The sequence below is a fragment of the Streptomyces sp. SM10 genome, assembly GCF_002910915.1.
In the GTDB taxonomy this organism is placed as follows: domain Bacteria; phylum Actinomycetota; class Actinomycetes; order Streptomycetales; family Streptomycetaceae; genus Streptomyces.
On record NZ_NEUF01000188.1, the window covers coordinates 1 to 20,220 of the forward strand.

At 70.8% G+C, this 20,220-nt stretch carries 20 protein-coding genes and 2 pseudogenes; 14 read left to right on the forward strand and 8 right to left on the reverse strand.

Annotated elements, in window-relative coordinates; all coding sequences use genetic code 11:
- Window positions 1-16: 16 nt before the first annotated feature.
- Entirely contained in the window at window positions 17-1,711 is a 1,695-nt protein-coding gene (locus B9S57_RS33005) for an ISAzo13 family transposase (protein ID WP_103514838.1), read from the reverse strand.
- A 68-nt stretch (window positions 1,712-1,779) separates the two neighbouring features.
- Window positions 1,780-2,910, reverse strand: a complete 1,131-nt coding sequence (locus B9S57_RS33010) for a YihY/virulence factor BrkB family protein (RefSeq protein ID WP_103760838.1) — start codon at window positions 2,908-2,910, stop codon at window positions 1,780-1,782.
- 17 nt (window positions 2,911-2,927) lie between these two features.
- Here B9S57_RS33010 and B9S57_RS33015 point away from each other — a divergent pair, with 17 nt between their 5' ends.
- The 14 genes from B9S57_RS33015 (at window position 2,928) to B9S57_RS33075 (ending at window position 16,363) form a co-directional block, all read left to right on the forward strand.
- Window positions 2,928-4,565, forward strand: a complete 1,638-nt coding sequence (locus B9S57_RS33015; RefSeq protein WP_103760839.1) for an acyl-CoA dehydrogenase family protein — start codon at window positions 2,928-2,930, stop codon at window positions 4,563-4,565.
- 256 nt (window positions 4,566-4,821) lie between these two features.
- Window positions 4,822-6,156: a GAF domain-containing protein gene (locus B9S57_RS33020; protein WP_103760840.1), complete on the forward strand. Its 1,335-nt coding sequence runs from the start codon at window positions 4,822-4,824 to the stop codon at window positions 6,154-6,156.
- Window positions 6,157-6,161: 5 nt separating this feature from the next.
- Entirely contained in the window at window positions 6,162-6,755 is a 594-nt protein-coding gene (locus B9S57_RS33025) for a GNAT family N-acetyltransferase (protein WP_103760841.1), read from the forward strand.
- A 133-nt stretch (window positions 6,756-6,888) separates the two neighbouring features.
- Window positions 6,889-6,972, forward strand: coding sequence for a putative leader peptide (locus B9S57_RS36580; protein WP_351391960.1), 84 nt, complete (start codon window positions 6,889-6,891; stop codon window positions 6,970-6,972).
- Window positions 6,973-7,086: 114 nt separating this feature from the next.
- The gene (locus B9S57_RS33030) at window positions 7,087-8,784 is read left to right on the forward strand and encodes a nitrite/sulfite reductase (protein ID WP_103760842.1); all 1,698 of its coding nucleotides are present in this window, start codon (window positions 7,087-7,089) and stop codon (window positions 8,782-8,784) included.
- On the forward strand, window positions 8,781-8,960 hold the full coding sequence (locus B9S57_RS33035) for a hypothetical protein (RefSeq protein WP_103760843.1): 180 nt from the start codon (window positions 8,781-8,783) through the stop codon (window positions 8,958-8,960). Before B9S57_RS33030 ends, B9S57_RS33035 begins: the two co-directional genes overlap by 4 nt.
- Window positions 8,957-9,673 (forward strand): phosphoadenylyl-sulfate reductase, encoded by a 717-nt coding sequence (locus B9S57_RS33040; protein WP_103760844.1) that lies wholly within the window; start codon window positions 8,957-8,959, stop codon window positions 9,671-9,673. The genes B9S57_RS33035 and B9S57_RS33040 overlap by 4 nt, the downstream gene beginning before the upstream one ends.
- Window positions 9,673-10,242: an adenylyl-sulfate kinase gene (gene cysC / locus B9S57_RS33045; protein ID WP_103760845.1), complete on the forward strand. Its 570-nt coding sequence runs from the start codon at window positions 9,673-9,675 to the stop codon at window positions 10,240-10,242. Before B9S57_RS33040 ends, cysC begins: the two co-directional genes overlap by 1 nt.
- Window positions 10,239-11,174 carry a sulfate adenylyltransferase subunit CysD gene (cysD, locus tag B9S57_RS33050; RefSeq protein ID WP_103760846.1) on the forward strand — a complete coding sequence of 312 codons (936 nt, stop codon included), beginning with the start codon at window positions 10,239-10,241 and terminating at the stop codon, window positions 11,172-11,174. Before cysC ends, cysD begins: the two co-directional genes overlap by 4 nt.
- A 2-nt stretch (window positions 11,175-11,176) precedes the next feature.
- A complete protein-coding gene (locus B9S57_RS33055) occupies window positions 11,177-12,520 on the forward strand; it encodes a sulfate adenylyltransferase subunit 1 (RefSeq protein ID WP_103760847.1) in 1,344 nt (447 codons plus the stop codon).
- Between the two features lie 261 nt (window positions 12,521-12,781).
- Entirely contained in the window at window positions 12,782-13,897 is a 1,116-nt protein-coding gene (locus tag B9S57_RS33060; protein WP_103760848.1) for an aliphatic sulfonate ABC transporter substrate-binding protein, read from the forward strand.
- A 48-nt stretch (window positions 13,898-13,945) separates the two neighbouring features.
- Complete coding sequence (locus tag B9S57_RS33065) at window positions 13,946-14,737, forward strand: ABC transporter ATP-binding protein (protein ID WP_103760849.1); 792 nt, start codon at window positions 13,946-13,948, stop codon at window positions 14,735-14,737.
- On the forward strand, window positions 14,724-15,602 hold the full coding sequence (locus B9S57_RS33070) for an ABC transporter permease (protein WP_103760850.1): 879 nt from the start codon (window positions 14,724-14,726) through the stop codon (window positions 15,600-15,602). Before B9S57_RS33065 ends, B9S57_RS33070 begins: the two co-directional genes overlap by 14 nt.
- An 8-nt stretch (window positions 15,603-15,610) precedes the next feature.
- A complete protein-coding gene (locus tag B9S57_RS33075; RefSeq protein ID WP_103760851.1) occupies window positions 15,611-16,363 on the forward strand; it encodes a sirohydrochlorin chelatase in 753 nt (250 codons plus the stop codon).
- A gap of 158 nt (window positions 16,364-16,521) precedes the next feature.
- Here the strand turns inward: B9S57_RS33075 and B9S57_RS33080 are convergent, their stop codons facing one another.
- The 6 genes and pseudogenes from B9S57_RS33080 to B9S57_RS33100 form a co-directional block, all read right to left on the reverse strand.
- On the reverse strand, window positions 16,522-17,109 hold the full coding sequence (locus B9S57_RS33080; protein ID WP_103760852.1) for a TIGR03086 family metal-binding protein: 588 nt from the start codon (window positions 17,107-17,109) through the stop codon (window positions 16,522-16,524).
- Between the two features lie 77 nt (window positions 17,110-17,186).
- A pseudogene (locus tag B9S57_RS33085) lies at window positions 17,187-17,528 on the reverse strand (ketopantoate reductase family protein); the annotation flags it as partial.
- A 52-nt stretch (window positions 17,529-17,580) separates the two neighbouring features.
- Window positions 17,581-17,658 (reverse strand): annotated as a pseudogene (locus B9S57_RS36085) (2-dehydropantoate 2-reductase N-terminal domain-containing protein); the annotation flags it as partial.
- 98 nt (window positions 17,659-17,756) lie between these two features.
- Window positions 17,757-18,674: a S1 family peptidase gene (locus B9S57_RS33090; RefSeq protein WP_103760853.1), complete on the reverse strand. Its 918-nt coding sequence runs from the start codon at window positions 18,672-18,674 to the stop codon at window positions 17,757-17,759.
- Between the two features lie 555 nt (window positions 18,675-19,229).
- Window positions 19,230-19,613: a DUF4440 domain-containing protein gene (locus B9S57_RS33095; RefSeq protein WP_103760854.1), complete on the reverse strand. Its 384-nt coding sequence runs from the start codon at window positions 19,611-19,613 to the stop codon at window positions 19,230-19,232.
- Complete coding sequence (locus B9S57_RS33100) at window positions 19,606-20,154, reverse strand: DUF1697 domain-containing protein (RefSeq protein WP_103760855.1); 549 nt, start codon at window positions 20,152-20,154, stop codon at window positions 19,606-19,608. Before B9S57_RS33100 ends, B9S57_RS33095 begins: the two co-directional genes overlap by 8 nt.
- Window positions 20,155-20,220 lie beyond the last annotated feature (66 nt).

Genomic DNA, 20,220 nt, shown 5'->3' on the forward strand with positions numbered 1-20,220 from the left:
TAGGGCCTGCCGATTATCAACTCGCCGTCTTGATCTCCGGTGGCGGGGTGATTCCGAGCTGTGTGGCGAGGTCTGCGAGGTCGTCCAGGGTGGCGAGGCGGTGCTCGGCCGGGGCGTTGATGTGCCCGATCTCGTCGAGGAGTTGGTGGGTCTTGCGGATGCGCCGGTTGATGGTCTGGGGCGCGACCGCGAAGAGGCGGGCGATGGCGACCTGGGGAAGCCCGAGCCTCTCGTAGAGGAGGGTGGCCAGGAGCCGGTCGACGAGAGTGAGGCCCGGGCGCCGGCCGGTGTAGAGGCCGGCGGCGGGAGTCTTCTGCCGGTCGCCGCCGCGCCGCTGGTGTAGGTCGTCTTCCCGCTGGGCCGTGCGGGCCGCCGCCAGCTCACCGATGAGCTGGCCCCATCGTTCGTCGTCCATGCCGGTCAGGGCCGGGTGGACCAGCCAGGCGCGGCCGGGGCCGGGCTGGAGCTGAGGCAGTACGGGAGGGATTCCATCCCGACGGTGCTCCTCGGGACGCAGGGTGTAGTTCCAGTCGCCATGCCAGTCGTGGCGGTTCAGCGGCAAGGCGGTCATCTGCCCGTCGCTGACCCTCAATCCGGTCTCATAGAGGGCAGTGTCGAGCTCGGCCCGGATGGCGAGGCCGGTGCGGGTGGTGGTCGCGGCGATGCTGTTGACGATGACGTCATGGCTGGTCAGCGGCCTGCCTCGCCAGTTCATCGTGATGTGGGAGAACAGCCGGTGCTCAATTTTGTTCCATTTTGAAGTACCTGGAGGAAAGTGAGACACGCTGATCTCCAGGCCGGTCTCGAGGGCCAGGGCGGCCAGCTCGAACTTCCAGGCGCGGGTCCGGTGTCCGTTGGAACCGCCTGCGTCCGCGGTGATCAGCAGGCGTCCGGAGTGCGGGTAGGCGGCATGTCCGGCCGCATGCCACCAGCGGCGGATGGAGGCGACGGCGAACGCTGCGGTGTCGTGATCGGTGCCGACGTTGACCCAGCCGGCATCCTCGGCCAGGTCGTAGATTCCGTACGGGATCGCCTTGCCCAGATCGGCGTCGGGAAAGTCGTGAGTACGGACCCGGACCGGTTCCCCCTTGCGATGCCACTCGCGCCCGCCGTTCTTGTAGTTGCCCACCAGCTCCTTCTTCTTGGTGTCCACGCTGATCACGGGGTCGCCTGCTGCCTGGAACTCCTTGGCCTGGTCGTTGATATAGCGGAACTGTCCGTCCCGGTCCGGGTGCTGCTTGCCTTCGGTGGTCTTGGCGTTGCCCTGGAGGCTGAAGCCCTCCTCGCGCAGCACCGCCGCCACCGTGTCCGCCGAGACCCGATGGCCCTGCCGGACCAGCTCGGCGGACAACTGCCGCGTCGACTTCACCGTCCACCGCAGCGGTGACATCGGATCCCCACGCACATTCGGCTCCACCAAAGCCAGCAGCGCGGGCCGCAGCCCCGGATTCAGGTCCACCGCCCGTTTGCGGCCCCCGCCCACCCGGCGGACCCGTCCCAACAGCACGTCACCGGACTCAAGTTCAGCAGCCCCGCGTGAAACGGTGCCCTCACGCACCCCCGCCGCGCGAGCGACGAGCCTGATCCCGCCATGCCCCAGCGAGCGTGCCTCCGCTCCTATGGTCAGTCGCCGCTGACGCTCGTCCAAGTGCGGGAACAGCGCCTGAAACTTCGCCGCCAGCCCGGTCTCGATCCCCTCCGATCTCCCCATACCACAACAACGAGCCACAATCCCGGAAGCGACGGCTTGTTTCCCGGCAGGCCCTTATCGAAGGCACCTCAGGGGGCGTCCTTGTCGCGGCTGCCGTGGAGACGGGACTTCACGTCGTCCGGGGGCAGGAAGCGGGACCAGCGCTCGGGGAACTCGGAGGGCATGGAGACATCCTCCTCGTCGTCGTCCGCGTACGCGTCCCAGTTCGCCGCCTGGGTACGGGCGAGGAGTTCGGCGGCCTGCGCCGCCCGTGCGCGCTCGGTGACCTCACGTGCGGCCGCGGTGGCCAGGGAGGGCCAGACGCGGTCGATCGCCGCGTTCACCGCGGCACCGACGAGTACGGCGAAAGCGGAGATACCTATCCAGAGCAGGACAGCGATGGGTGCGGCCAACGAGCCGTAGATGGTGGGGCCTTCGACCGTGCTCGTGAGGTAGATCCGGAGCAGGAAGCTGCCCACCACCCACATCCCGAGCGCCACGAGCGCCCCGGGCACGTCCTCCATCCACGGCGAACGGACCGGGACGGACACGTGGTAGAGCGTCGTCAGGAAGGCGATGGACAGGAGGATGACCAACGGCCAGTACAGGACGGCCAGCACCTCGGTCCCCCACGGGACGAACTCCACCACCCGGTCGGGGCCGACCACCAGGAGCGGCAGCACCACCGCCCCCAGCAGCAGGGCGACCACGTACAGCAGGAAGGCGAGGAGCCGGGTCTTGACGATGCCGCGGTGGCCGTCGAGGCCGTACATCACGGTGATGGTGTCGATGAAGACGTTGACGGCGCGTGAACCCGACCAGAGCGCGATCGCGAAGCCGATGGAGATGACGTCGGGACGCGCACCCGTGGTCACGTCGGCTATGAGCGGCTTGGCGATGTCGTTGACGCCACGCTCGGAGAGCACCGTCTGCACCGCTCCCAGGATGTTGCGCTCGATGGAGGCGACCGTGGTGGTGGCCGTCCAGTCGTCGACGTAACCGAGCAGCCCGATCAGACCGAGCAGCAGCGGCGGCAGGGACAGCAGGGTGAAGAACGCGGCCTCGGCCGCGAGGCCGAGGATGCGGTACTCGATGCACGAATTGACCGTGTCCTTGAGCAACTGCCATGCCATCTGCCGCTTCGACACGTTGCGGTAGAGGACGCGAGCCCGGTGGAGCCGGCCCGGTGGCCGCTCGGGTGTTTCATCTGCTGCCTGCACCTCCTTACCGTATCGGCATGGCACCCAGCACCCACACAGTGACCAACCAGGTTCCGCCGCTGGTCGGCTATGACGTCTTCGCCGCGGACCGGGCGCTGACGGAGGCCGTCGAGCGTCATCTCCCACCCGGGATCCTCGACGAGGCACGGGAGGAGCTGAGAAGGCTGGGCAGGTCCGCGGGATCGGCCCAGGCCCAGGAGTGGGGTGCGCAGGCCGACGCGAACCCGCCGGAGCTGAGGACGCACGACCGCTACGGGAACCGCGTCGACGAGGTGGACTTCCACCCCGCGTGGCACCGGCTGCTGGGGCACGCCGTCTCGGCGGGGCTGACGGACGCCTGGGGCAGGGAGGCGGGCCACGTCCGGCGGGCGGCCGGGTTCCTGGTCTGGACGCAGACGGAGGCGGGCCACGGGTGCCCGCTGTCGATGACGCACGCGGCGGTCCCCGCGCTGCGGACCGATCCGTCGCTGGCCGCGGAGTGGGAGCCGCTGCTGACCTCGCACGTGTACGAGCAGGGGCTGCGGCCCGCGCCGCAGAAGGCCGGTGCGCTCTTCGGGATGGGCATGACGGAGAAGCAGGGCGGCACCGACGTGCGGTCCAACACCACCCGGGCCGAACCGCTGGCGGGCGACGGGGAGTATCTGCTCACCGGCCACAAGTGGTTCTGCTCGGCGCCCATGTCCGACGGTTTCCTGGTGCTGGCGCAGGCACCGGGCGGGCTGAGCTGCTTCCTCGTGCCGCGGGTCCTGCCGGACGGCGCGCGCAACGTGTTCGCGATCCAGCGCCTCAAGGACAAGCTGGGCAACCGGTCCAACGCCTCCTCCGAGGTGGAGTTCGACGGGACGTGGGCCCGCCCGGTCGGCGAGGAGGGGCGCGGGGTCCGCACCATCATCGAGATGGTGGCGGCGACCCGGCTGGACTGCGTGGTCGGTTCGGCGGCGCTGATGCGCCAGGCGGTGGCCCAGGCGATCCACCACAGTTCTCACCGCAGCGCGTTCGGCGGGCTGCTGGTCGAGAAGCCGCTGATGCGCAACGTACTGGCCGACCTGGCCCTGGAGTCGGAGGCGGCGACGACGCTCGCGCTGCGGCTGGCCGCCGCGTACGACGCGGACACGGAGCAGGAGCGGGCCTTCCTGCGGATCGCGGTGCCGGCCGCCAAGTACTGGGTGACCAAGCGGTGCACGGCGGTGGTCGGCGAGGCCCTGGAGTGCCTCGGCGGCAACGGCTACGTCGAGGAGTCGGGGATGCCCCGGCTGCTGCGTGAAGCCCCGCTCAACTCGATCTGGGAGGGCTCGGGCAACGTGCAGGCGCTCGATGTCCTGCGGGCGCTGCAGCGTGAGCCGATGGCGCTCGACGCCTTCCTCCGCGAGGTCGGCAGGGCACGCGGCGCCGACCACCGTCTCGACGCGGCGATCAAGGACCTGCTGACCGGGCTCGCGGACCTGGGGGCCGCCGAGGCGGGGGCCAGGCGGCTGGTGGAGCGGATGGCCCTGGTGCTGCAGGGCTCGCTTCTGCTGCGCTGGGCGCCGCCGGAGGTCGCGGACGCGTTCTGCGCCTCGCGGCTCGGCGGGGACTGGGGATCGGCCTTCGGGACGCTGCCGCACAGTCTGGATCTGGCCACGGTCGTGGAGCGGGCGCGCGCCGAGGAGGGATAGGGAAACGACGGAGGGTGGTGCTGCGCCGACACGGCACCACCCTCCGCGCTTGTGCACCACCGCACGGCGGGTCGAGGACTCCCCGCACGGTGTCCTGCCACTCTCGTACGGCGGGCGGGCGCGTCACCAGAGTTGCAAAGGGTTGCAACCATTGCGTGGAGTGTGAGCCAACAGGACCGCCGCACGGCAGGATGGGTCCTTTGGGGCCGGTTCCTCTCTTCCGGGCCGAGCCCCTGGCTTTGTTGGGGGGACCGTCATGGATACACGCCCTGTCGCGTCGGCACGGCCGGAAAGCGCCTCCTACCCCGCGACGACCGAGCGTCTGGTCCACCGCGCGCGTGAGGCCCGGCTGGCCGGCAGCCGTACGGGAGCGGTGCCGCGCGCGGAGATCGACGCGTCCTGGGACCGTGTGCTGCTCAGCGGGATCGATCCGGAGCAGTCACCGGAGAGCACGCTGCTGGAGACGGACGAGATCGAGCACCGGCGCAGGAGCACGGCGCTCGGCGAGGTCATGCCCCTGCTGCGGGCGGGCTTGGCCACGATCGCGGACGCCACGCAGCAGATCATGGTCGTCACCGACACCGAGGGCCGGGTCCTGTGGCGCCAGGGTCATGTGGCCGTGATGCGCCGGGCCAAGGACATCTGCCTGGAGGAGGGCGCGTCCTGGACGGAGTCGGCGACCGGCACGAACGCCATCGGTACCGCGCTCGCCGCACGCACCCCCGTCCAGGTCCACTCCGCCGAGCACTTCATCCGCGCCCTGCACGGCTGGACCTGTGCGGCTGCCCCGGTACGTGACCCCCGCGACGGGCGGCTGATGGGGATCGTCGACGTCAGCGGCCCCGCCTCCACCTTCCATCCGGCGACGCTGGCGCTGGTCGGCTCGGTGGCCGCGCTGGCGGAGAGCGAGCTGCGCAGCCGGCACCTGGTGGCGATCGAACGGCTGCGCTCGGTGGCCGCCCCGATCCTGTGCCGACTGGGGGGCCGTGCACTGGTGGTGGACCACCACGGGCGGCTGGCCGCCGTCAGCGGGATGCCGCCCGTGGACCGGCTGCCGCTGCCGAAGTCGCTGGAGCCGGGCACGGTGTGGCTGGCCTCGCTCGGGATGTGCCGGGTGGAACCGCTGCCCGGCGGCTGGCTGGTACAGGTCGCGGAGGGCGCGCACGACGGGCCCCCGCGCCGTGTGGTGCTCGACCTGAGCCGGGAGCGGGAGCTCGTGGTGCACGTGGCGGGCCCCGTGGGCAGCTGGACACGCCGGCTCTCGCCCCGTCACGCGGAGCTGCTGTACGCGCTGGCCCTGCACCGGGAGGGGCGCACCGCGGCGGAGCTGGCCGGTGACGTCTTCGGCGACGCGAGCAGGACGGTGACGGTGCGGGCCGAGATATCGAGGATCCGCCGCCATCTCGCGGAGGTGCTGGCCCACCGCCCCTACCGGTTCCGCGAAGGGGTCGACGTGGAGGTCGTCCACCCGGACGTCCCGGCCGACCTGCTGCCCCGCTCGACGGCTCCGGTGGTGCTCAGGACACGTACGCCCGCGGAGACCGTCCCAGGGGCCGGGTTTGGGCGAGGGGCTGGCGACGTGGTTCTCTGACCGCCATGAGCGACTCCACCCACTCCGCCCCCGCCGTTCGCGACGTGACCGTCTGGTCCCTGGAGCAGACGTCGCCCGCCGATCTGAGCCCCGCCTCCGCCGCACCGGTTGGCGTGACGGTGACCCGCGCGAAGACCCCTCTGCCGGAGTTCAGCCGGTTCCTCTACACGGCCGTGGGCGGGGACGTCCGGTGGACCGACCGGCTGGGCCTCACCTACGCGCAGTGGCAGGAGATCCTGGGCCGGCCGGCGGCCGAGACGTGGGTGGCGTACGAGAACGGGACCCCGGCGGGCTTCATCGAGCTCGACGCCCAGCAGGACGGCGCGGTGGAGATCGCCTACTTCGGCCTGATCCCGGCCTTCCGCGGCCGCCGGATCGGCGGGCACCTCCTGTCGTACGGTGTGGCGCGCGCCTGGGACCTCGCGGAGCGGCACCCCGACCGGAGCCCGACGAAGCGGGTGTGGCTGCACACCTGCTCCGACGACGGCCCGCACGCGATGGACAACTACCTGCGACGGGGCTTCCGGCTGTTCGACACCAGGGTCGAGCAGGAGCCCGACGTCGCGAACCCCGGTCCGTGGCCCGGCGCGCACGCCTGACCGGAGACCGTTCGTATCGGTTTGTCGACGCAACGACGTGACCGAAACCACATCGTCTCGCATTTCGGGACCATCCCGTCCACATAGTGGATCGTGGTGGACTGGCCCGAGATCCGCGTGACACGCTTCCGTCATGCCTGGAACTGGAATTGCCTTGGTGAGTCGGCGGCACGTCGACCTCGGCCGCATGTCCAGCGCCATCTGTCCGGTCCGCTGAGAGTCTCCAGCACCGCGATTTCCTGAAGCCCGCTCCCTCCCCTGCGCACCGCCGCGCCTCGCGCGAGTGTGCAGTTCAGAGCCGCCCTCCTGCAGTCCCGAAGGACGTATTGCCATGGCCGCCAGCCCCGAGAAGCCTGCTCCCGCCACGCCCCGCCGCAAGGCCGGACGTCACCGTGGTGAAGGTCAGTGGGCCATGGGTCACTTCACCCCGCTGAACGGGAACGAGCAGTTCAAGAAGGACGACGACAGTCTCAATGTGCGGACACGCATCGAGACGATCTACTCCAAGCGCGGATTCGACTCCATCGACCCGAACGACCTGCGCGGACGTATGCGCTGGTGGGGCCTGTACACACAGCGCAAGCCCGGGATCGACGGCGGCAAGACCGCGGTGCTGGAGCCGGAGGAGCTGGACGACCGCTACTTCATGCTCCGCGTGCGCATCGACGGCGGACGGCTGACCACCGCACAGCTTCGCGTCATCGGTGAGATCTCGCAGGAGTACGCGCGGGGCACCGCCGACGTCACCGACCGGCAGAACATCCAGCTGCACTGGATCCGCATCGAGGACGTCCCGGCCATCTGGGAGAAGCTGGAGGCCGTCGGGCTCTCGACCACCGAGGCCTGCGGCGACTGCCCCCGTGTGATCATCGGTTCGCCCGTGGCCGGCATCGCCGCGGACGAGATCATCGACGGCACGCCCGCGGTCGACGAGATCCACGAGCGGTACATCGGCAGCAAGGAGTTCTCCAACCTGCCCCGCAAGTTCAAGACCGCGATCTCCGGCTCGCCGGTCCAGGACGTGGTGCACGAGATCAACGACATCGCGTTCGTGGGCGTCGACCACCCGGAACACGGACCGGGCTTCGACCTCTGGGTCGGCGGCGGCCTCTCCACCAACCCCCGTTTCGCCGAGCGCCTCGGTGCCTGGGTGCCGCTGGACGAGGTCCCCGACGTCTGGGCCGGTGTCGTCGGGATCTTCCGCGACTACGGCTACCGCCGCCTGCGCACCCGCGCCCGTCTGAAGTTCCTGATGGCCGACTGGGGCCCGGAGAAGTTCCGCCAGATCCTTCAGGACGAGTACCTCAAGCGCCCGATGCTGGACGGACCGCCGCCCGCGCAGCCCTCCTCCCGCTGGCGCGACCACATCGGTGTGCACGCACAGCAGGACGGCCGCTTCTACGTCGGCTTCGCCCCGCGCGTCGGCCGGGTGGACGGTGCGACCCTCGCCAAGATCGCCGATCTGGCCGAGGCACACGGCTCCGGCCGGGTGCGCACGACCGTCGAGCAGAAGATGCTCATCCTGGACGTGGAGCAGGACCAGCTCGAGTCCCTGGCCGCCGGGCTGGAGGCACTGGACTTCCAGGTGAAGCCCTCCCCCTTCCGGCGCGGCACGATGGCCTGCACCGGCATCGAGTTCTGCAAGCTGGCGATCGTCGAGACGAAGGCGCGGGGCGCCGCGCTCATCGACGAGCTGGAGCGCCGCATGCCGGAGTTCGAGGAGCCGCTCACCATCAACATCAACGGCTGCCCCAATGCCTGTGCCCGCATCCAGACCGCGGACATCGGTCTCAAGGGCCAGCTCATGCTGGACGGGGACGGCAACCAGGTCGAGGGCTACCAGGTGCACCTCGGCGGTGCGCTCGGCCTGGAGGCCGGCTTCGGCCGCAAGGTCCGCGGCCTCAAGGTCACCTCGGCCGAACTCCCGGACTACGTCGAGCGGGTGCTCGGCCACTTCCAGGAGGAGCGCGAGGACGGCGAGCGCTTCGCGACCTGGGCCGCCCGGGCCAGCGCGGAGTCGCTGTCATGAGCGAACGAGCCGCGCCGTTCTACTGCCCGTACTGCGGCGACGAGGACCTGCGCCCGCACGAGACCGGTCACGGCGCCTGGGAATGTGCTTCCTGCAACCGCGCGTTCCAGCTGAGGTTCCTGGGTCTCCTGGCCCAGGGGCTCCAGCGCAACGACGTTGAGGGGCAAGGGACATGACGGACACTCTGCAAGCTGCCGAGCTCACCGACGAGGCCCTGAAGGATCTGGCGCTGCGCGCCGGGCGCGACCTGGAGGACGCCTCCGCGAGCGACATCCTGAAGTGGGCGGCCGACACCTTCGGCAAGCGCTTCTGCGTCACCTCCTCCATGGAGGACGCGGTCGTCGCGCACCTGGCGTCGAAGGTCTTCCCCGGCGTGGACGTGGTCTTCCTGGACACCGGCTACCACTTCGAGGAGACCATCGGGACGCGGGACGCGGTGGACGCCGTGATGGACGTCAACCTCATCACGCTGACGCCGCGCCAGTCGGTGGCCGAGCAGGACGCCGAGTACGGGCCGAAGCTGCACGACCGCGACCCCGACCTGTGCTGCGCGCTGCGCAAGGTCAAGCCCCTGGAGGAGGGGCTGACCGCCTACGCCGCCTGGGCGACCGGGCTGCGCCGCGACGAGTCCCCCACCCGGGCGAACACCCCGGTCGTGGGCTGGGACGAGAAGCGCCGCAAGGTGAAGGTCTCGCCGATCGCCCGCTGGACCCAGGAGGACGTGGACGCCTACGTCGCCGAGCACGGCGTACTGACCAACCCGCTGCTGATGGACGGCTACGCCTCCGTCGGCTGCGCGCCCTGCACCCGGCGGGTGCTGGAGGGCGAGGACACACGGGCCGGCCGCTGGGCAGGTCGCGGCAAGACCGAGTGCGGGCTGCACGGCTGATGACGACTGATCAGGAGATATCGATGAGCGTGACGGAGACGGGAGCCACCGTCTGGCTCACCGGTCTGCCGAGCGCGGGCAAGACCACCATCGCCTACGAACTCGCGGGCCGGCTGCGCGGCGAAGGGCACCGGGTCGAGGTCCTGGACGGTGACGAGATCCGGGAGTTCCTCTCCGCGGGCCTCGGTTTCTCCCGCGAGGACCGGCACACCAACGTCCAGCGGATCGGCTTCGTCGCCGAACTGCTGGCCGCCAACGGCGTGAAGGTCCTCGTCCCGGTCATCGCGCCGTACGCCGACAGCCGTGACGCGGTGGCCAAACGTCATCAGCAGGAGGGCACCGCGTATCTGGAGGTGCACGTCGCGACCCCGGTCGAGGTGTGCTCCGAGCGCGATGTGAAGGGGCTGTACGCCAAGCAGGCAGCCGGCGAGATCAGTGGCCTCACCGGGGTCGACGACCCCTACGAGGCGCCCGAGTCGCCGGATCTGCGGATCGAGTCGCACCAGCAGACCGTGCAGGAGTCCGCAGCGGCGCTCCGAGCGCTGCTCACCGAGAGGGGCCTGGCGTGAGCACTGTCGCCACCGTGCCGGAAGGCAACGTCAACCCGTACGCGCTGAGCCACCTGGATTCCCTGGAGTCGGAGGCGGTGCACATCTTCCGTGAGGTGGCGGGGGAGTTCGAGCGGCCGGTGATCCTCTTCTCCGGCGGCAAGGACTCGATCCTGATGCTGCACCTCGCGCTGAAGGCGTTCGCCCCCGCGCCGATCCCCTTCACGCTCCTGCACGTGGACACCGGGCACAACTTCCCCGAGGTCCTCGACTACCGCGACAGGACCGTCGAGAAGCACGGGCTGCGCCTGCACGTCGCCTCCGTCCAGGAGTACATCGACAACGGCACACTCCGCGAGCGCCCCGACGGGACCCGCAACCCCCTGCAGACCGTCCCGCTCACCGAGGCCATCCAGCAGCACCGCTTCGACGCCGTCTTCGGCGGCGGACGACGCGACGAGGAGAAGGCCCGCGCCAAGGAGCGCGTCTTCTCCCTGCGCGACGAGTTCTCCCAGTGGGACCCCCGCCGCCAGCGCCCCGAGCTGTGGCAGCTCTACAACGGCCGCCACGCCCCCGGCGAGCACGTCCGCGTCTTCCCGATCTCCAACTGGACCGAGCTCGACGTCTGGCAGTACATCGAGCGGGAGGGCATCGAACTCCCGGAGATCTACTTCGCCCACGAGCGCGAGGTCTTCAGCCGCTCCGGCATGTGGCTGACCGCCGGCGAGTGGGGCGGGCCCAAGGAGCACGAGAAGACCGAGACCCGGCAGGTGCGCTACCGCACCGTCGGCGACATGTCCTGCACCGGCGCCGTCGACTCCGACGCCACCACCCTGGACGCCGTCATCACCGAGATCGCCGCCTCCCGCCTCACCGAGCGGGGCGCGACCCGCGCCGACGACAAGATGTCCGAGGCCGCGATGGAAGACCGCAAGCGCGAGGGGTACTTCTAGCCATGACCACCACCACCGAGCAGCTCTCGGCCACCACCCTGCTGCGCTTCGCCACCGCCGGTTCCGTCGACGACGGCAAGTCCACCCTCGTCGGACGCCTCCTGCACGACTCCAAGTCGGTCCTCACCGACCAGCTCGAAGCCGTGGCACTGGCCTCCACCAACCGCGGCCAGGAAGCACCCGACCTGGCCCTCCTCACCGACGGCCTGCGCGCCGAGCGCGAACAGGGCATCACCATCGACGTGGCCTACCGCTACTTCGCCACGCCCCGGCGCCGGTTCATCCTCGCCGACACCCCGGGCCATGTGCAGTACACCCGCAACATGGTCACCGGCGCCTCCACCGCCGAGCTGGCCGTCGTCCTGGTCGACGCCCGCAACGGAGTCGTCGAGCAGACCCGCCGCCACGCCGCCGTCGCCGCACTCCTGCGCGTCCCCCACGTCGTCCTCGCCGTCAACAAGATGGACCTCGTGGACTACGCGGAGCCCGTGTTCGCGGCCATCGCCGAGGAGTTCACGGCGTACGCCGCCTCGCTCGGCGTCCCGGAGATCACCGCGATCCCGATCTCGGCCCTGGCCGGCGACAACGTCGTGGAGCCGTCCGCCCACATGGACTGGTACGGCGGCCCGACGGTCCTGGAGCACCTGGAGACGGTCCCGGTCAGCCACGACCTGACCGCGTGCCACGCGCGCTTCCCCGTGCAGTACGTCATCCGGCCCCAGAGCGCCGAGCACCCCGACTACCGCGGGTACGCCGGCCAGATCGCCGCCGGGGTGTTCCGGGTCGGCGAGCCGGTCTCGGTGCTGCCGTCCGGGCGCACCACGACGATCGAGGGCATCGACGCGCTCGGCGAGAGCGTCGACGTCGCCTGGGCCCCGCAGTCGGTGACGATCCGGCTGGCCGACGACATCGACGTCTCGCGCGGCGATCTGATCGCGCCGGCCTCGGACACGCCCGCCACCACGCAGGACGTCGAGGCGACCGTCTGCCACGTGGCCGACCAGCCGCTCACCGTCGGCCGGCGCGTGCTGCTCAAGCACACCACCCGCACGGTCAAGGCCATCGTCAAGGACATCCCGTCGCGGCTGACGCTGGACGACCTCTCCCAGCACCCGGCTCCCGGTCAGCTGGTGGCCAACGACATCGGCCGTGTCGTCGTGCGCACCGCCGAGCCGATCGCGCTCGACGCCTACGCGGACTCTCGGCGCACCGGCTCGTTCCTGCTGATCGACCCCGCCGACGGCACGACGCTCTCGGCCGGGATGGCGGGTGCCTCGTTCGCCGCCGTCACCGAGGGGGCTCCGGAGGCGGACACCTCCGCCGAGGACGCGGAGTGGGACTTCTGATGACATCCGTTTTCTTCCCGACCTTCGCGATGGAGAGTGGCCGCGTCGGCAGCGGTGCCCTCGGGTGGGGGTGCCCCCCGATCGAGCGAAGTCGAGAGCTTGGGGGAGGCCGGGGCGGCGTCGGGCGATGTGCGTGATGACGTACGCGCACTGCCTGCGCGCCCGCTCGCACCGCCTGTCCAGACGAAGACCCGACCGCCCGGCCGCGCCACCCGACTCCAGGGGGGCGTGAGCACCGGGCCGACGAGAGGAAAGCCTCCCGTGCCTGCCCGTCGTACCGCTCCCCGCCGCAGCCTCGCCACTGCGGCCGCTCTGCCGCTGCTCGCCGTGGCGCTCACCGCCTGCGGCTACGGTTCCGAGGCGAAGGACGACGACTCCGCGACGTCGAACGTCTCCGCCGGTGGGAAGAAGCTCTCGGCGGACACCGTGAAGATCGGCTACTTCCCGAACCTCACCCACGCCACCGCCCTGGTCGGTATCCAGGAGGGCCTCATCGCCGAGGAGCTGGGCGGCACCACCGTCAAACCCTCCACCTTCAACGCGGGGCCCTCCGAGATCGAGGCGCTCAACGCGGGTTCGATCGACATCGGCTTCATCGGCCCCTCCCCCTCCATCAACGGCTACGCCAGGTCCAAGGGGCAGAACCTCCGGATCATCGGCGGCTCGGCCTCCGGCGGCGTGAAGCTCGTCGTCGACCCCAAGAAGATCAAGACCCTGGACGACCTCAAGGGCAAGAAGATCGCCACCCCGCAGCTCGGCAACACCCAGGACGTGGCGTTCCTCAACTGGATCTCCGAGAAGGGCTGGAAGGTCGACGCCCAGAGCGGCAAGGGCGACGTCTCCGTGGTCCGCTCGGACAACAAGGTGACCCCGGACGCCTTCAGGTCGGGCTCCCTGGACGGCGCCTGGGTCCCTGAGCCGACCGCCTCCAAGCTGGTCGCCGAGGGCGGCAAGGTCCTGCTCGACGAGTCGAAGCTGTGGCCGGACGACAAGTTCGTCATCACGAACATCATCGTGTCGCAGACGTTCCTCTCCGAGCACCCGGACGTCGTGGAGGCGGTGCTGCGCGGCACGGTGAGGACCAACAAGTGGATCAACGCCAACCCTGACGCGGCGAAGGCCTCGGCCAACAGCGCGCTGGAGAAGCTGAGCGGCAAGGCTCTGCCCGCCGAGGTCCTCGACCCGGCGTGGGAGTCCATCCGGATCACGGACGACCCGCTGGCCGCCACGCTCCAGGCCCAGGCGGACCACGCGGTCAAGGCCGGTCTGCTGGAGGAGCCCGGCCTCAAGGGCATCTACGACCTGAAGCCGCTGAACAAGATCCTCGGGGCCGAGGGGCGGCCCGAGGTCGCCGACGCCGGTCTCGGCGCCGAGTAACCACCCGCCCGCACCAGGATCCCCGAAATCTCCCAGGAGGTGACGACCATGGCGACCACCACCCTCACCAAGGCCGAGGACCGTACGGCGGTCGAGCACGCCGCTCGCATCCGGCACGTCTCCAAGTCCTTCGCCGGGCCCACGGGACAGCAGCTCGTCCTGGACGACATCACCCTCGATGTCGCTCCGGGTGAGTTCGTCACCCTCCTGGGAGCCTCCGGGTGCGGTAAATCGACCCTGCTCAACCTGGTGGCCGGCCTCGACCGCCCGACCGCTGGGTCCATCGAGACCCCCGGCGGACGGCCGGCCCTGATGTTCCAGGAGCACGCCCTCTTCCCGTGGCTGACCGCGGGCAAGAACATCGAACTCGCCCTGCGGCTGCGCGGGGTTCCCAAGTCGGACCGCCGCCCCGAGGCGGAGCGTCTGCTGGAGCTCGTACGCCTCGGCGGGGCGTACGGGAAGCGGGTGCACGAACTCTCGGGCGGGATGCGCCAGCGGGTCGCGATGGCCCGTGCGCTCGCCCAGGACAGCCAACTGCTGCTGATGGACGAGCCGTTCGCCGCGCTCGACGCCATCACCCGCGACGTGCTGCACGACGAACTGACCCGGATCTGGCGCGAGACCAACGCCTCCGTCCTCTTCGTCACGCACAACGTGCGCGAGGCGGTGCGGCTCGCCCAGCGCGTGATCCTGCTGTCGTCGCGGCCCGGCCGGATCGCCCGTGAGTGGACGGTCGACATCGAGCAGCCGCGCCGTATCGAGGACACCGCCGTGGCGGAGCTGTCCGTCGAGATCACCGAACAACTGCGTGGGGAGATCCGCCGACATGGCCAGCACTGAAACGAAGGCCGACGACCTGGCGGGTCTCGAGGCGGGCCTGGACGCGCTCGACGCCGTACAGGTGCGCAGGACCTCCACCCGCGAGGTCCTGCTGAACAAGGTCCTGCCGCCGGTCGTCGCGGTCGTCCTGGTGGTCCTCGTCTGGCAGCTGCTGGTCTGGGCGAAGGTCACCGACGACTACAAGCTGCCGCCGCCGTCGGCGGTCTGGGACAGCCTGAAGGACATGTGGCTGCAGGGCACCCTGCTGGACGTCATCTGGACCAGCGTGTCGCGTGGTCTGCTGGGCTTCGTGATGGCCGTGGCGATCGGCACCCCGCTGGGTCTGCTGGTGGCGCGGGTGAAGGTGATCCGGGCGGCGATCGGCCCGATCCTCTCCGGACTCCAGTCGCTGCCGTCGGTGGCGTGGGTGGCCCCCGCGATCATCTGGCTCGGCCTCGACGACAGCACGATGTACGCGGTGATCCTGCTCGGCGCGGTCCCGTCCGTCGCCAACGGACTGGTGTCGGGTGTCGACCAGGTGCCGCCGCTGTTCCTGCGCGCGGGCCGCACGATCGGTGCGACGGGGCTGCGCGGGACGATCCACATCGTCCTGCCGGCCGCACTGCCCGGCTATCTGGCGGGCCTCAAACAGGGCTGGGCGTTCTCCTGGCGTTCCCTCATGGCCGCGGAGATCATCGCGTCCTCGCCCGATCTGGGCCTGGGGCTGGGTCAGTTGCTGGAGAACGGCCGGAACAACTTCGACATGCCGGGGATCTTCCTGGCGATCCTCCTCATCCTGTTCGTCGGCATCGCGATCGACCTGCTCATCTTCAGCCCGCTGGAGCGGCGGGTGCTGCGCAGCCGCGGTCTCCTCGTGAAGAGCTGAGTTTCCCCATGACTGCTCCTGTCCTCCTCGTCATCGCCCACGGCAGCCGCGACCCCCGGCACGCGGCGACCGTGCACGCGCTCACCGCGCGGGTGCGGTCGCTGCGGCCCGGGCTGCGTGTGGAGACGGGCTTCCTCGAGTTCAACGCCCCGTCGGTGCCCAGGGTGCTGGAGCGCCTGGCCGCCGAGGGCGCGGAGGAGGTCGTGGCGCTCCCGCTGCTGCTGACGCGCGCCTTCCACGCCAAGTCGGACATCCCGTCGGTGCTGCACGAGGCCCGCGCCCGGCTCCCGCGGCTGCGGATCAGCCAGGCCGACGTCCTCGGCCCGTCCCCGCTGCTGGACGCGGCACTGGAGCAACGGCTGTACGAGGCCGGGGTCACCCCCGGCGACAAGAGCTCGACCGGGCTGGTTCTGGCCTCGGCGGGCTCCACGGACCCGGAGGCGAGCGCGGTGATCGCTGAAATCGCGCGGGAGCTGCGGCACACCGGTTGGTGCGCCGTGCGGCCTGCGTTCGCCTCCGCATCTCTTCCCCGCACCGCCGACGCCGTACGGTCCCTCAGGGCCGACGGCGTCCGGCGGGTCGCGGTCGCCCCCTACGTCATCGCCCCGGGGCGTCTGCCCGACCGGATCGCGGCGGGCGCCGAGGAGGCCGGGGCCGATGTGCTGGCCGGTGTCCTCGGGGACTCCCCCGAGCTGGCCCGGCTGCTGCTGACCCGCTACGACGAGGCGCGTCTCCCGGCGACCGGGGCGATCAGCGCCTGAGGGCGCGCAGATCGTCCACGGGCCATGAGGCGCGAAGGGGCCGCGCCGCCCGATGTCTTGTTCACGTGGTTGCTCACGGGTGGAGCCCAGGAAGGCGGTGGCCTGCGGATCTGGGCCATGGGACCCCGTGTCGGTGGGCCACCGCCGGCTCACGGGGGTCAGGCTGTCGCGGCACCGCGCGGATCGCGTCCGCTGAGGGCCAGCGCGCGCTCGAAGTCGGACGCCCCTTCGGGCAGGGTGACTTCGTCCGCGAAGCCTTCGTATCTCCGGTAGAGGGCGGCGGTGCCCTCGACCGTCTCCAGGAGGTGGCGCGCCGCCTCGTCGGAGAGCCGGAACTCCTGGCCGGTGGCGTGGGCCACGTCCCAGCCGTGCAGCGCGGTCTCCATGAGGAGCATCCCTGCGATGTCCGGGGCCGGGGTGGAACCGTGGCCGGTGTCGATGCCGCCTTCCCAGGCCGCCGGATCGGACCAGGCGGCGACCGCCTTCGTGAGCTGGGCGGCGTACCGCTCGGGCCAGTCGGCGTCAGCCGTGAAGTCACGTGCCGTCAGCTCGTCGGGAAGGGGGACGCGCAGGGCCCGGCACTCCAGGCCGTACGCGCTGTAGAGCACCCAGTGATTGATGAGTTCCCGCAGGTCCCAGCCCTCGCAGGAGGTCGGCACGGAGGCTGGGTGTGTGGCATCGACACCTCGGGCGATCCGGGCGGACTCGGTGGCGCATTCGCTCATGTGTGTGTACGCACTCTTCATGCGCCCATCCTGTGACCGCCGGGGGAGCCGGTCTTGAAGAAACACGACACCGCACGTCGCCGACGGCGGTCGACGGGTCAGGGCGCGGCCTCCGCGTCCGCCAGGGCCGTGAGCTCAGCGACCGTCATCGAGCCGGCCGCGCGCCGTTCCCGGGCGAAGAGGTCGGCGGTGCGCCGCAGTGCGTCGTTGACCGGGGTCGGGACGCCGTGCAGCCGGCCCAACAGGACGATCTCGCCGTTGAGGTAGTCGGCCTCGATGGTGCCCGTACCCCGGCTGAGGCTCTGCCAGGACGATCCCCCGCCGCGCTCGGTGCCGTCGAACGGGTCGAAGCGGATCCGGTCGCCGCGGACGGCCTCCTGCTCCTGCTTGCCGGTGGCCTCGATGCCGGCCGCCGCGAGCACGTCCTCTCCCTCGGCGCGGCAGCCCTTCGTCGCGCAGGGCGGTGTACTGCGCCCCTCGTGCGACGAGCAGCACGTCGTGGCCCGCCTCCGCGAGCCGTCCGCCGATGGCGCCGCCGACGGCGCCCGTCCCCACGATGATGTAGCGCATCCCGAGAGCCTGGCACAGCGACCCCTTCGTACGGGAAGCGGGGACGGCAACGGGCCGCGCTCGGGGAGCGCGGCCCGTCGGCAGGTGGTGCCAGGGACCTAGAAGACGCTGACGCCGTAGGCGCTCAGCGCCTCGGTGACGGGCTGGAAGAACGTGGTGCCGCCCGAGGAGCAGTTGCCGCTGCCACCCGAGGTGAGGCCGTATGCGGTGGTGCCGTAGAAGAGCGGGCCGCCGCTGTCACCGGGCTCGGCGCAGACGTTGGTCTGGATCAGGCCGTAGACGACGTCGCCGCCGCCGTAGTTCACGGTCGCGTTGAGACCGGTCACGGTGCCGCTGTGGACCCCGGTGGTGGATCCGCTGCGCTTGACGGCGCGGCCCACGGCAGGCGTCGCGGCGGAGGTGATGTCCTGGTAGCTGCCGTTGTAGAGGTACACACGGCCGTCCGCGGCAGCGGGGTTGGAGTGCCGGATGATCCCGTAGTCATTGCCCGGGAAGCTGGAGCCGGCCCGCGTGCCGAGGAGGGTGGACTGCCCCGAGTTCGTGTACCAGGTGCTGCCTATCTCGGTGCAGTGCCCGGCGGTCAGCGCGTAGTAGGTGCTGCCGCTGCGGACGTTGAAGCCGAGGGAGCAGCGGCCGCCGCCGGCGTAGATGGCCTGGCCGCCCGCGATGAGCTTGTTGAACGTGCCCTCGGTGCGGTTGATGTCGGCCTTCGCGCCCGAGTCGGTGACCGACTTCTTGATCGTGGCGATCTCGGCGGCGCTGACCGTGCTGTCCACGGTCACGACGACCTTGCCGGTGCTCGCCTCGGTGTACCAGGCGGTGCCCGCGATGTCGGCGCCGCGCACGGCCGTGCTGGCCTCGGCCAGTTCGGCCTTGGTCACGGTGGTGTCCGGGGCCGCCTGGGCGACCGCGGTGGGTGCCGCAAGCGCCACGGCGGTGACCAGACCCGAGGTCGCGGCGATGAGGCGAGCGCGTCTGGAGAGGGAGCCGAGGGGGGCGAAGCGCTTGAAGGTCACAGGATCCTCCGTCGTTGGGGGGGTGTCCGGTCCGCTGGGTGGGCGGGCCGAGGTGTGCGGTTGTCCGCGACCCGTGGGTTTTCTCGTCGTGGACCTGCCAACCGCACAACTCGAATCCTTGACTCCGCATGGCCGGGTGACAAGGTCGCCTTCCGGACCGCGGACGGAGAACGGACCGTGAACTCCGGCATGCGCGCACATGGCCTCCGAACACCGGCGTCCGCTCACCGAACGGACGAAGGCAGCGAATTGCTGCAAAGCCCCGAACGGGCGGCGGACTTCGGCCGCTGTCTACGCGCATCGCGTTCACACACACGGCAGTCGCCCGGGAGGCGCTCGGCCACGCGTACCCGCGGGCCCGGACCGGACCCCGAGGACCGCCGTCCGTTCGGGCGGTTTACCAATGCTTTGCCCAGACGTCCGAGGTGGCCGGAATCAGCCCTTCCGGCGAGATCCGGCCGGACTCCGGCCGCGGATCGGACCGGTGCGGCACTCTTGCGGCGTCGCGCCGGTGTGTGCTGCGGGACGGTGACGGGGAACCGGACGGTCCGGCGCTCAGACCTCGGCGAAGGGATCGTCGATGAAGGGCGTGGCCTGGTGGAAGTAGAGGAGCCAGCGGTTCCCGGTCAGCCGCCAGAGCGAACTGCGGTGGGAACGCAGCCCCTTGGACTCCGTGTCGAAGGTGAGGTGCACCAGATCCGCCGCGAGCTGGTCGCCCCGCATCCGGGAAGCGGTGAGCGGCGCGGGGTGCGGTGCGTCCGGGTCCGTGAGCATGGCGATGATCGTGTCCCGCTCCCAGAGCCGGCCGCTGGTGCCGATCTCCCTGAAGTCGGGGTGCAGGAGGGTGGCGAGCACCTCCCCCGAGGCGCGCACCACGGGATCGAGGAGGCGGAGCTCGCCCTCGACGGATGCGGCCACGGCGGGCGAGGACTCAGTCACGCGTCATCTCCACGAGTCTGGCCACGGTGTTCCAGTTGCGGCTGGTGGCGACGAGGCCGCGGGTGAGGGCGGGGCGCCCGAGCGCGACGGCGAGCTTGGACCGGCCGAGCCCGTCGGGCGCGTACAGGTACAGGGCCCGGTCCCCGAGCCGGAACTCCTCGGGGCGGAAGGATTCGGCGTCGAGCGGGGCGAACCGCGCGGCATCGACGGCCTGGTCGAAGTACGTCACGTGCAGTTGCCTGCCCTCGAGCTCGGCCGCGGGGAAGGGACAGGCGTCGGCCACGCCGGCGAGGTAGGTGCCCGAGCGGACGAGACAGTCGACCGGGAACCCGAAGTGGTCCTCGACCGCCCGCTCCAGCTCGGTCCGCAGGGCGCTCTCGTCGCCCGACGCACTGCGGAACACGGCGTTCCCGCTCTGCAGATGGGTGGCGACGTCCTCGTGCCCCAGCTCCCCGAGCAGCCGGCGGAGATCCGCCATGGGGACCCGCCGGTGGCCGCTGACGTTGATCCCGCGCAGCAGCGCCGCGTACATCGAGCTCATGCCCCCACCCTAGATCCTCCCGCGCGAAGGCCGCCGCGCCCCGTGGGGGAGGGCGCGGCGGCCTTC

What these genes read in the sequence shown, in the direction of transcription:
- B9S57_RS33070 (WP_103760850.1), top strand. Translation starts at nt 14,724, where the DNA reads ATGGCCAGCACTGAAACGAAGGCCGACGACCTGGCGGGTCTCGAGGCG.
- B9S57_RS36580 (WP_351391960.1), top strand. Translation starts at nt 6,889, where the DNA reads ATGCCTGGAACTGGAATTGCCTTGGTGAGTCGGCGGCACGTCGACCTC.
- B9S57_RS33065 (WP_103760849.1), top strand. Translation starts at nt 13,946, where the DNA reads ATGGCGACCACCACCCTCACCAAGGCCGAGGACCGTACGGCGGTCGAG.
- B9S57_RS33025 (WP_103760841.1), top strand. Translation starts at nt 6,162, where the DNA reads ATGAGCGACTCCACCCACTCCGCCCCCGCCGTTCGCGACGTGACCGTC.
- B9S57_RS33035 (WP_103760843.1), top strand. Translation starts at nt 8,781, where the DNA reads ATGAGCGAACGAGCCGCGCCGTTCTACTGCCCGTACTGCGGCGACGAG.
- B9S57_RS33005 (WP_103514838.1), bottom strand. Translation starts at nt 1,711, where the DNA reads ATGGGGAGATCGGAGGGGATCGAGACCGGGCTGGCGGCGAAGTTTCAG.
- B9S57_RS33040 (WP_103760844.1), top strand. Translation starts at nt 8,957, where the DNA reads ATGACGGACACTCTGCAAGCTGCCGAGCTCACCGACGAGGCCCTGAAG.
- B9S57_RS33030 (WP_103760842.1), top strand. Translation starts at nt 7,087, where the DNA reads ATGGCCGCCAGCCCCGAGAAGCCTGCTCCCGCCACGCCCCGCCGCAAG.
- B9S57_RS33100 (WP_103760855.1), bottom strand. Translation starts at nt 20,154, where the DNA reads ATGAGCTCGATGTACGCGGCGCTGCTGCGCGGGATCAACGTCAGCGGC.
- B9S57_RS33075 (WP_103760851.1), top strand. Translation starts at nt 15,611, where the DNA reads ATGACTGCTCCTGTCCTCCTCGTCATCGCCCACGGCAGCCGCGACCCC.
- cysC (WP_103760845.1), top strand. Translation starts at nt 9,673, where the DNA reads ATGACGACTGATCAGGAGATATCGATGAGCGTGACGGAGACGGGAGCC.
- B9S57_RS33055 (WP_103760847.1), top strand. Translation starts at nt 11,177, where the DNA reads ATGACCACCACCACCGAGCAGCTCTCGGCCACCACCCTGCTGCGCTTC.
- B9S57_RS33015 (WP_103760839.1), top strand. Translation starts at nt 2,928, where the DNA reads ATGGCACCCAGCACCCACACAGTGACCAACCAGGTTCCGCCGCTGGTC.
- B9S57_RS33080 (WP_103760852.1), bottom strand. Translation starts at nt 17,109, where the DNA reads ATGAAGAGTGCGTACACACACATGAGCGAATGCGCCACCGAGTCCGCC.
- B9S57_RS33020 (WP_103760840.1), top strand. Translation starts at nt 4,822, where the DNA reads ATGGATACACGCCCTGTCGCGTCGGCACGGCCGGAAAGCGCCTCCTAC.